Source organism: Mesorhizobium sp. M4B.F.Ca.ET.017.02.2.1 (assembly GCF_003998955.1).
GTDB lineage: Bacteria > Pseudomonadota > Alphaproteobacteria > Rhizobiales > Rhizobiaceae > Mesorhizobium > Mesorhizobium abyssinicae.
In genome coordinates this window covers 1-10,467 of record NZ_RZOF01000231.1, presented here as the reverse complement: position 1 = coordinate 10,467, position 10,467 = coordinate 1, and the positions used below count along the sequence as shown (strand labels likewise).

At 64.9% G+C, this 10,467-nt stretch carries 9 protein-coding genes and 1 pseudogene; 1 reads left to right on the top strand and 9 read right to left on the bottom strand.

The genetic code is table 11. The features are described from left to right. A pseudogene (locus EN738_RS23365) lies at positions 1–575 on the top strand (glycine dehydrogenase (aminomethyl-transferring)); the annotation flags it as partial. 12 nt (positions 576–587) lie between these two features. On the opposite strand, the gene EN738_RS23360 reads toward EN738_RS23365, so the two are convergent. The 9 genes from EN738_RS23360 to cpaB form a co-directional block, all read right to left on the bottom strand. After that, positions 588–1,757, bottom strand: coding sequence for a GGDEF domain-containing protein (locus EN738_RS23360; protein ID WP_127285767.1), 1,170 nt, complete (start codon positions 1,755–1,757; stop codon positions 588–590). Positions 1,758–2,096: 339 nt separating this feature from the next. Beyond that, positions 2,097–2,570, bottom strand: a complete 474-nt coding sequence (locus EN738_RS23355; RefSeq protein ID WP_127285766.1) for a tetratricopeptide repeat protein — start codon at positions 2,568–2,570, stop codon at positions 2,097–2,099. A gap of 221 nt (positions 2,571–2,791) precedes the next feature. After that, entirely contained in the window at positions 2,792–3,757 is a 966-nt protein-coding gene (locus EN738_RS23350; RefSeq protein WP_127285765.1) for a type II secretion system F family protein, read from the bottom strand. A gap of 1 nt (position 3,758) precedes the next feature. Further along, the gene (locus EN738_RS23345) at positions 3,759–4,724 is read right to left on the bottom strand and encodes a type II secretion system F family protein (protein WP_127285764.1); all 966 of its coding nucleotides are present in this window, start codon (positions 4,722–4,724) and stop codon (positions 3,759–3,761) included. 3 nt (positions 4,725–4,727) lie between these two features. Further along, positions 4,728–6,149, bottom strand: coding sequence for a CpaF family protein (locus EN738_RS23340; RefSeq protein WP_127285763.1), 1,422 nt, complete (start codon positions 6,147–6,149; stop codon positions 4,728–4,730). Then, on the bottom strand, positions 6,146–7,360 hold the full coding sequence (locus EN738_RS23335) for a response regulator (RefSeq protein WP_127285762.1): 1,215 nt from the start codon (positions 7,358–7,360) through the stop codon (positions 6,146–6,148). Before EN738_RS23335 ends, EN738_RS23340 begins: the two co-directional genes overlap by 4 nt. A gap of 26 nt (positions 7,361–7,386) precedes the next feature. Beyond that, positions 7,387–7,659: a hypothetical protein gene (locus EN738_RS23330; RefSeq protein ID WP_127285761.1), complete on the bottom strand. Its 273-nt coding sequence runs from the start codon at positions 7,657–7,659 to the stop codon at positions 7,387–7,389. 4 nt (positions 7,660–7,663) lie between these two features. Beyond that, positions 7,664–9,106, bottom strand: a complete 1,443-nt coding sequence (locus tag EN738_RS23325; protein WP_127285760.1) for a type II and III secretion system protein family protein — start codon at positions 9,104–9,106, stop codon at positions 7,664–7,666. Between the two features lie 28 nt (positions 9,107–9,134). Further along, positions 9,135–10,070, bottom strand: coding sequence for a Flp pilus assembly protein CpaB (gene cpaB, locus EN738_RS23320; protein WP_245478519.1), 936 nt, complete (start codon positions 10,068–10,070; stop codon positions 9,135–9,137). Positions 10,071–10,467: the final 397 nt, after the last annotated feature.

Genomic DNA, 10,467 nt, shown 5'->3' with positions numbered 1-10,467 from the left:
CTTCCGGCCTGAAGCAGGCTACCGAGACCGCCATCATCTCGGCCAACTATGTGGCGACAAGGCTCGCGCCGCACTTCCCGCTCCTCTACAAGGGCAGGCACGATCGCATCGCGCACGAGTGCATCCTCGACACCCGCGTGCTCAAGGAGAGCGCCGGCATCAGCGTCGATGACATCGCCAAGCGCCTGATCGACTACGGCTTCCACGCGCCGACCATGTCGTTCCCGGTCGCCGGCACGCTGATGGTGGAGCCGACCGAGTCCGAGCCCAAGCGCGAGCTCGACCGCTTCTGCGAGGCGATGATTGCCATCGCCGGCGAGGCGGCCAAGGTGGCGAAGGGCGAGTGGCCGCTCAACGACAACCCGCTGGTCAACGCGCCGCACACCGCGGCGGAGGCGCTGGCCGGCGAGTGGTCGCATCCCTATTCGCGGCTGGAGGCGGCCTATCCCGCCGGCGACGCCGACACCTCGGCCAAATACTGGCCGCCGGTGTCGCGCATCGACAATGTCGCCGGCGACCGCAACCTCGTCTGCTCCTGCCCGCCGCTGTCGGAATATCTGGGCGCCGCCGAGTAGCCTGGCCGGCAATCAGGCGGAACGCAGGGCCGGCCCGCCGGCCTTGCTCTCCTTGTCCAGGACGAGCACACGGTTCCGTCCGGCGTGCTTGGCGGCATAGAGCGCCTTGTCTGCCTCGGCCAGCACCTCGTCCAGGCTGCTGCCGCCGGCCGCGCCAAAGCCGATGCCGCCACTGACTGAGCTTCGCAACGGACCGCGCGGCGTCGGCACGACCTCGGCGCCGAAGGCGACGCCGATCTTGCTGGCAAGATCGTAAGCTTTCTCTTCCGTCATGCGCGAGATGACCAGCGCGAACTCCTCGCCGCCCAGGCGGAAGGCATCGACGCCGTTCCTGCCGTACTTCCTGATGATCGCGGCGAAGCGGCACAAGACCTTGTCGCCAACCGGATGGCCGAACAGGTCGTTCGTCCTCTTGAAATGGTCGAGGTCGAACATGACGACCGCCATGAACGGACCGAAGGCACGCTCGCCGTAGAGCGAGTTCAGCGCCCGCCGGTTCATCAGCCCTGTCAGCGGATCGGTCAGCGTCTCGGCCTTCAATTCGATCTGCGCCTGCAGGTGATGCAGCGAAAGCGTCAGCGCGCCGAGACCGGTCATGCAGGCGACCGCCACGACGGTATTCAGCCGCTCCGCCCAGTTATCGGGCGCCACGCCGAGCACCCATTGTCCATGGATCGCCAGCATCGCGCCGCATAGCGCGAAGGACACCGCACAGGTACCGCTGAGAAACGAGACGACCAGCAGGATCCGACGATCGTGACCGCCCTTGGTCCAGAACATCACCCCGATCACGGCGAGCAGCGCCGTGACGGTCGTATAGGTGATGATGAAGCCGACACCGTCAAAGCCGAGATAGGTCACGAGCGCACAGACGGCCATGGCCGTCACCGTCGGCACAACGACGCTGCCCTGGTTGCCGACACCCAGATATTGCATGGCTGACAGGCAGATGATGAGGAAGCCGAGGCTGAGCAGCGCCAGCACCGCCTGGCAGAGCCAGGGGTTGGGCTCCTTGGTGTACTGCCAGAACAGCACGACATGCGCGACGAGCACGAGGATGCCGCACGCCACCGTCAGCACGAAGCGCGCCCGCGGAGCGGTGAACCAGATCGCCAGCATGGTTATGCTTAGGCACGTGCCCGACAGCGCCGCCGCGAGCAGGAGCGAACTAAAATCCAACATTCTTGAGCGCAGCCTCTTGGGAGTCGTCGGTTGCACCCCCATTCTAGGTTAACGGCGGCCCGCCGACACCGTTTTCCGCTAACCTTTCAGCCCTACTTTCAGACAAGGTTTACAAAGCGTCCACTACTTGGCAGGGCAGATACGAAGACTAGGAACGTTATGGTTTAGATTGGAACAGTTCTGTTGCGACCCCGTGTCGATCCCTCCCAAGGAGGACGCACGCCGATGTTGTGCTGCGGGCAAGCCAGCGGACGAGGCGGGCCGTCCGCCAGCGCGAAACCAACCGGCGAATAGCCGGTGAATTCGAGCGGGACGACCCAGTCCAGCCTGGTAAGGCCTCTAGCTCTTGTTCAGCAGTGCCAGATTGGCGTCGACGACGGTCTGGTCGGCCATGTGGGCCTTGGCCTCGAGCAGCAGGACCCTGGCCTTCTTCTTGTTGCCGCGCAGCAGCTGCGAATAGCCCATATTGTTGACGATCTGCGGTTTGCGCCCGGCGACCTTCAGGAGCTGGTCGTAGGCGCGGTCGGCGAAGTCGAAACGGCCGAGCTCGTCATAGGAAGCGGCGAGCCCCATCCACGCCTCGGCATTGTCGGCCTTGAGCTCGACCGCCTTGCGGAAATGCTTTTCGGCAAGGCCGTAATTCGCTTCGCGGAACTGCGCCTTGCCTTCCGCCAGGTCCGACGCGCTGACGTCCTTGGACGTCGGCTGGATCGCGGTCGTCTTGGTCGTGTCGACGGCGTTGTTGGTCGTGCAACCGGTGATCATCAAGACGGCTGCCAGTGCGGCCGCTGCCGTGGGAAGTCTGTGACGCATGCCCCTGCCCCATCGCCCGATTTGCCGGGTCGTTCTTCAGGAAGCACTCTACAAGAGGGCGATTAACCTTCGGTGCCGAAACGCGCCTAAGAATTGGTTTCGAACAAAGGTGCAATTCGACCCAAGGTCTGTCGGATTCAGGTCAGGCCGAGCCGGAGTCGAAGACGGACGCGGAGCGACCAAACCAGGCGGTTTCCGAGAACCGGCGCGGAGCGTAAACCTTAGTGCGCCGTCATTTTGACGATGATGGGAATGATGGCGATCATCAGCACCACGGGCAGGATGCACACCGTCACCGGCACCGACATCTTGGCTGGCAAGGCATGCGCCTTTTCCTCCGCGAGCGACATGCGCTTGTGGCGCATTTCGTCGGAGAAGACGCGCAGCGCGCCCGACAGGCTGGTGCCCAACTCCTTCGACTGCTGCAGCAGCGTTGCGAAGGAGCGCACCTCATCGAGGCTCAAGCGATCGGCGAGCGCCTTCAGCGCGTCGTCGAGGCTGCGGCCAGCCCTCAGTTCCAGCGAAACCAGCTGCAGGTTCTGGCTCAGCGCCGGATAGGTCTTGGCGAGCTCCTTGGAGACGCGCTCGATGCCGGCCTCCATGCTCATGCCGGCATCGGAGCAGACGATCATCAGGTCCATGAAGTCGGGAAAGCCATTGCGGTATTCGCGCATCTTCTCCCGCACCTTCTGGCTCAGCACCAGGCCGGGCAGGAAGTAGCCGGCGGCGCCCGAAAGGATGACGAAGCTCCAGCGGCTGGTCATGGTCGAATCGGCGCTGGCCATCCAGTGGTTGACCAGGAAGGCGCCGAGAGCCAGACCGATGAAGGCCGCGAAGCGGATCAGGAAGAAGGTGCCGATCGCGCGCGGTTCCATGTAGCCGGCCTGGATGAGCTTCATGCGCAGCCGCGCGACATTTTCCGGGTCGCTCTTGGCGTAGAATTCCTGCGCCCGCTTTACCGCCTTCTCGCGCACCGCGTTGGAATTCTTGCGCGGCGCCGGTTCGGCCTGTTCGACGGGTTTGCTCGCCTCCTCGACCTTCAGCCGGCGCTTGACCTCGTTGCGGTCGCCCTTGGCAACGACCAGCGGCCAGGCCACCGCGCTGCCGCCGAGCAGGAGCAGCAGCACTGCCACCGGCATCAGCGAGGTCGGCGCGAGCGAGGCGAGGAATTCGATCACGCGCTGCATGTCAGAACCGGAAGTTCGACATCTTGAACATGATGGCGTTGCCCAGCATCAGCCAGGTTATCGAGCCGCCCAGCAGGTACCAGGTCTTCGCTTCGCCCCACACCTCGCGATAGAACCGCGGCATCAGCACCATGATGGCGGCGAACAGCAGCGCCGGCACCGCCGTCAGGATGTAGGCCGACATGCGGCCCTCGGTCGAAATCGCGCGCACCTTGCGGCGCAGCTTGCCGCGCTCGCGGATCGTCGACGACAGCCCGTCGAGGATCTCGCGCAGATTGCCGCCCGAGCTGGTCTGGATCGAGACCGCGGTGACGAACAGCGGCAGGTCTTCGTGGCCGACGCGGTCGAACAGCGAGTTCAGCGCCGACACCAGGTCCGAGCCGTAGGTCACCTCGTCGGCGATGACGCCGAACTCGGTACCGATCGGGTCCGGCATCTCGCGCGCCACCATGGCGATGGCCACCGGCACCGGATGGCCGGCCTTGAGGCCGCGCGTGATCAGTTCCAGCGCCTCCGGCAACTGCATGCCGAACCGCTTCAGCCGGCGGCCGCGCTGGAAACGCATCGCCATGACCGGCAGCACCGGCAGCAGCACGACAAACAGGAGAAGGCCCATCAGCAGCGGCAGTCCGTACCAGACGGCCACGCAGCCCAGCACCAGCGCCACGCCGGAGGTGATGGTCAGGAACTTGGACAAGGGCATCGTCATGCCGGACTGGGTGCGCAACGCGCGGAACCGATCGAGCGAGAACGCCGAGGCGCCGGCCTCCAGGCCGCGTTCCTTGCGCAGCTGGATCAGCACCTGCTCCTGGCTGATCTTGTTCTCCTGCAGCTTCATGCGCCGGTTGATGGCCGTGCGCTTGTCGCTGCGGCCGGCATAAAGCAGGTAGCACGCCTCGGCGATCATGATGCCGGTGAGCGCGGCGGCGGCGTAGACGACGTAGATCGCGCTAAAACCCTCGAACACCGTTCACTCCTGCGGACGGCCGGGTTCGAAATACTTGCCCGGGAATTCGATGCCCATGGCGCGCAGGTCCTCGAGGAAACGCGGGCGGATGCCGGTCGCCTCGTAATGCCCCAGAATCTTGCCGTCGGCCTCCATGCCGGTGCGCACGAAGCGGAAGATCTCCTGCATCTGGATGACGTCGCCTTCCATGCCGGTCACCTCGGCGACGCTGGTCACCTTGCGCTTGCCGTCCGACAGGCGGGTCAACTGCACGATGATGTCGATGGCGCTGGCGATCTGGCTGCGGATCGACTGCACGGTCATCGGCATGCCGGTCATGCCGAGCATCTGCTCGAGGCGCGAAATGGCGTCGCGCGGCGTGTTGGCGTGGATGGTCGCCATTGAGCCTTCATGGCCGGTGTTCATCGCTTGCAACATGTCGAACGCTTCCTCGCCGCGGCACTCGCCGAGGATGACGCGGTCGGGACGCATGCGCAGCGCGTTCTTGACCAGGTCGCGCTGTTTCAATTCACCGTGGCCTTCGATATTGGCCGGGCGCGTCTCCATGCGCGCGACATGCGGCTGCTGCAGCTGCAGTTCGGCCGCGTCCTCGATGGTGATCAGCCGCTCGTCCTCGGGGATGAAGGCCGACAGCGCGTTCAGCATCGTCGTCTTGCCGGTGCCTGTGCCGCCCGAGATGATCGTGGTCTTGCGGGCATGCACGGCCGCCGCCAGCACCTCGGCCATGTTCTGGGTGATGGCGCCGAACTCGACCAGCTTGTGCAGGCCGAGCTTGTTCTTGGAGAATTTGCGGATCGACACCAGCGGCCCGTCGACGCCGACCGGCCGGATGGCTGCGTTGAAGCGCGAGCCGTCGAGCATGCGCGCGTCCACCATCGGCGCCGATTCATCGACGCGGCGGCCGACAGCGGCGACGATCTTGTTGATGATTCGAAGCAGATGCGCCTCATCCTTGAACGGGATGTGCACCTGCTGCAGCTTGCCACGCCTTTCGACGAAGCAGTTCTGGTGGCCGTTGATCAGGATGTCGTTGATCTCCGGGTCCTTGAGCAGCGGCTCCAGCGGGCCGAGGCCGACCATCTCGTCGACGATGTCGTCGACCAGCGCGTCGAGCTCGGCGGTGTTGATCGCCATCCGCTCCTGGCGGGTCTTTTCCGAGACGAATTCATGCACCTGCCGGCGCATCTCGTCCTTCGGCAGGCGCTCCAGCGCGACGAGGTTGATCTCCTCCAGCAGCATGCGGTGGATGCGCACACGCGCGTCGAGCACCTTGTTGGTGTTCTTGCCGGGCGCTGCTTCGGCCTTGGGCGCCACGGGCTTGCGGGTCGTCGGGATGACGACGGCATGGTGCGCGACCGGAGCGGCCTCGGCCGGGCGCTGGGGGCGCAGGTCGCGGTTCTGCAGGGTTGAAAAGCGGCTGGTCATCCGGCCTTCCTCTTCAAGAGACCCTTGCCGATGCCGAACAGCGACTTCGACTTGACCGTCGTCGTCACCGCTTCCTCGGGCAGGATGATCTTCTTGAGATCGTTGACGACATTGGCGTTCGGATCGATGTCGTGCAGCGGCACGCCACGGTCGACGGCTTCGCGCACCAGCCGGTAGTTGTTCGAGATGCCGCCGACGAAATGCTCGCCGAGGATGTCCTGGACGTCGGCCTGCTTGATGCCGTTGTCGAACATCTTCTGCTCGAAGCGGTTGACGATGACGTTCGGCTTCACTTCCCTGCCGGCGGTCTCGTAGATCGCCTGGATCAGGCGCTGCGTGTGGCGCAGGCACGGCACCGTCATCTCGGCCACGATGTAGAGCTTGTTGGAGCCGAGCAGCACCGTCTCGGTCCAGGGGAACCAGGTGCGCGGCATGTCGATGACGACATTGTCGAAATAGGCCGAGACGAGATCGAGCATGCGCACCACCACGTCGGTCTTGAAGGAGCGCATTTCCGACGGGCGCGTCGGTGCGGCCAGCACGCACAGCCCGCTCGCATGCTTGGACAGCATCACATCCAGCAGCTGCCGGTCGAGCCGCTCAGGCTGGTTCTCGATTTCGGTGATGTCGAAGCGCGGCTCGAGGTCGAGATATTCGGCGCAGGCGCCCTGCTGGAAGTTGAGGTCGACGACGCAGGTCGAGGCGCCGCGCGTCACCGAATGATGCAGCTGGAAGGCGGTCTGCAGCGCCAGCGTCGTGGTGCCGACGCCGCCGGCGGCGGGCATGAAGGTGTAGATCTGCGACTCGGTGTTTTCCTCGCGCCCCGGCCCTTGCAGCGCCCGCACCACGGAACGCACCAGGTCGGCGGTGGTGATCGGCTTGACCAGGAAGTCGGCGACCTGGAGTTGGACCAGGATGCGCACCGCCGCGGCGTTGAATTCCTGCGTGACCACGACGACCGGCACGCGGCCCTCCAGCCGGCGCATGACGCGCTGCAGCGACTCGATCTCCTCCAGCTTGGCCGCGTCCATGTCCACGATCAGCGCGCCGAAATCCGCCTCCTGGACCTCGCCGCGCAGCTCGGTGACGTTCTTCTCGACCGTCAGAAGCTCGATGACGTCCGAGGCGGCGAACGCCGTGCGGGTGTCCTGCAGGAACGTCCTGTCGGTGGATACGAGCAGGATCTTCTTGCTCTTGATGCCGCTTGCCATGTCGTCAGCCCGTCAGGTCAAAGAAATCAGTTGGTTGTCGTACTCGTCTGCGCCGTCTTCTCGCCTGCCGCCTGATCAGCGTCGCCGCTGCCGGTCGCGCTGCTGCGCTGCGCCGGCACCAGCAGCCTGGTGTTCTGGACGCCGTATTTCCACGGATCGACCATCTGCATGACCGTATTGGCCGCCTGCGCGTTGCCGGCGGCGGGCGACACGCCCTCGGTGCGCACATAGTCGTCGCTGGTGCAGCCGCAGAGGCCGGCGAGCAACAGGGCTAGCATCAGTCGCGGAACCGGACGCATGGCTTCAATCCTTCGGCAGATCGAGGAAATGCCCGGCCGTCGGCGCGGCAGGCTGGGTGACGCGGCCATCGGCCATCGCCACGGCGCGGTTTGGATCGGAAACCTTCACTTCCTCGGTGTTGTTGAGGAAATAATCCGAATTGCTGGCCGGCTGCGTGCCGTCGGTCGGCTCGACCATCTTCTTCGACGGATCGACCGGCTTGACCAGATAGGGCGTGACGATGATCACCAGGTCGGTCTCGCGCCGCTGATACGCCTTGGACGAGAACAGCGAACCCAGCACCGGCAGCTTGCCGAGACCTGGAAGGCGCGACGTGGTGATGTCGTTCTGCGACTGCAGCAGGCCGGCGATCATGAAGCTCTGGCCGTTCTTCAGGTCGATCGAGGTCTTGGCCCGGCGCACGATGAAGCCCGGCACCGAGATCTCGCCGATATTGTAGGAGGCCGACGCATCGATCGACGACACCTCCGGCGCGATGTCGAGGCTGACCAACCCGTCCTTCAGCACGGTCGGGGTGAAATCGAGGCTGACGCCGTATTTCTTGTAGCTGACGCTGATCTTGCCATTTTCTTCCGAGACCGGGATCGGAAATTCGCCGCCGGCGAGGAAGCTTGCCGTCTGGCCCGAGCGGGCGATCAGGTTCGGCTCGGCGAGCCGCCGGGCGAGGCCGCGCTCCTCCAGCGCCTTGATGGCGATGTCGATCGAGACGCCGTTGGACAGCAGCCGGCCGATGATCTCGCCGGTTCCCGCCGCCGGGATCGTTCCCGGATCGATCGTCACGTCGCGGCCGCCGAGGCCGTAGGCGAAATTGGCGCTGTATTTGGCGCCGAGATCAATTCCGGCCTGGCGGTTGATCTCGACGAAGCGGACGTTGAGCTGGACCTGCTGCGAGGACGAGATGTTGACCGAGTTGATCACCTCCTCGTTGCCGGAAAAACGGCTGGCGATCTTGTTCGCCTTCTCGGCGGCGACCGCATCGTCCGCCTCGCCCGACAGCACCACGCGGCCGTTGGCCGAGCCGACGTTGATCTTGGCGTCCGGCACGCTGGCGCGGATGGTGTTCGCCAGCTGCTCGGTGTCGAGCGTCACCTCGATGTCGATCGTGCCGACCAGCTGCTTGCTCTCGTTGAACAGCGCGATGCCGGTGGTGCCGAGGTTGTTGCCGAGCACATAGAAGGACTTGTCGGTCAATGGGTTGACGTTGGCGATCTCCGGATCGCCGATGACGATCTGGTAGAAGGCCGCGCTCGTCATGATCGTCCGCGGCTTGCCCTTGGCAACCTTGATCGAAGCGTTCTTGGTCGCCGAGACATAGACGACGTCATTGCCGGCTCGCGCCGGCCCGCCGAACGCAAGCACTCCAGCCCCGGCCAGCGCAACCGCCACGACGAGCGCGCCTGCGAGGCGCAGCCCCTGCGTCAAGCTATGTGTGTTCAGCCCAAACATTATCCCTGTCCCCGCCGGTCCCCACCGGCTATTGCTGCTGCTGCTGGTCCGGCGAAGGCACCTTGTACTCTTCGGCCTGCGTGCCGCGCGTCACGATGATCGTCTTGAACTTCGGCTTCTCAGGCTCCGTCGCCACCGCGTTGAACAGCGAGCCGGCCGCCGCCCCCGCGGTTGCCGCCACCGAACCGCCGAAGGACGAGATCGTGGTGAGGCCGTCCGTGCCGGCGCTGCTGTCGCTGGCCGAGCGGAGCGACAGCGACAGCGTGCCGACGGTGCGGGCCAGCGCCACCTGCTTCGCGCCGTCGGTCGTCACCTCGAGGGTCACGGAATTGGCAACCTGCGGCTCGGTCTGGCGCTCGTCAGCGCCCTGGCCGACCGACAGAACCTTGGCATCGGCGACCACGATCTCGGACGTGATCGTCGAGCCGGATGCGCCCTGCGCGTTCTTGGCCACTTCCTGGATATCGCCGGCGTCGCGGGTCAGCACGACATCGACGCGGTCGCCCGGCGTCACGAAGCCGCCGACGCCGGCGATCTCATCGGTGCGGATGGTCACCGCCCGCATCCCCGGCGACAGCATGTTGGAGAGCGTCGCGCGGCCGTTCGGCCCCGACAGTTTGGTGAGCAGCACCGGCTCATTGACCTCGATCGGCGACAGCACCACGCGGCTGCCTTCCTTGAGCAGTTCGTCGACGGAGGTGAACGCGCCCTGCGGCAGAGAATCCTGCGGCCACGGGATTTCGTTGAGCTGAGCCTTGTCGAGCTGCATGCCGTAGCGCAGCGGCGCGTTCGCCACCACGATGGTCTTGAACTCGACCTTGGGCGCCTGGGGCACCACGATCGAGGCCGTTTTCTCTTCGGAATCGGCTCTCGCCTGGCTCTTGACCCAGAAATCGGCGGCAAAGATCGAGATCGCGCCGAAAACGGCGGCGATGCCGATCATGGTTATGGCCTTGCCCCTCACGCGAAACCCCTGACGCCCGTGGTCTTTTGTTCGTTAGGGCTTACGCTATGGGTTATTGTTAAAGAAACACGTATCCGAACCCGTTGGATTCGACCTATTTCCGCCGGCTTGGTTATCGAAAGGTTTTAGGATAAGAGGGCTCCAAACCCCCGAACGGAACAGGAACCTCGTTCGCCCGTCAAAAGCGTGGCAGTATCGAGGAGTGATTCGCAGTACCGGACTCTAGGCGAGCATGGACGACAGCAACGACCTTTTCGGCAACCTGGAAAAGCAACCGCAGCCGGTTCGCGCCAGCACGCGCCCGGCAGACCCGCTGGTGCAGGCGGCGGCCAGGCGCCCGGCCGCCTCGCGCGACGGCAGCGAGGGCTACAGCGCCGCCGACATCGAGGTGCTGGAA

Coding starts and splice junctions, on each gene's coding strand:
- EN738_RS23360 (WP_127285767.1), bottom strand. CDS start 1,757: ATGTTGGATTTTAGTTCGCTCCTGCTCGCGGCGGCGCTGTCGGGCACG.
- EN738_RS23340 (WP_127285763.1), bottom strand. CDS start 6,149: ATGACCAGCCGCTTTTCAACCCTGCAGAACCGCGACCTGCGCCCCCAG.
- EN738_RS23325 (WP_127285760.1), bottom strand. CDS start 9,106: ATGTTTGGGCTGAACACACATAGCTTGACGCAGGGGCTGCGCCTCGCA.
- EN738_RS23355 (WP_127285766.1), bottom strand. CDS start 2,570: ATGCGTCACAGACTTCCCACGGCAGCGGCCGCACTGGCAGCCGTCTTG.
- EN738_RS23330 (WP_127285761.1), bottom strand. CDS start 7,659: ATGCGTCCGGTTCCGCGACTGATGCTAGCCCTGTTGCTCGCCGGCCTC.
- EN738_RS23350 (WP_127285765.1), bottom strand. CDS start 3,757: ATGCAGCGCGTGATCGAATTCCTCGCCTCGCTCGCGCCGACCTCGCTG.
- EN738_RS23335 (WP_127285762.1), bottom strand. CDS start 7,360: ATGGCAAGCGGCATCAAGAGCAAGAAGATCCTGCTCGTATCCACCGAC.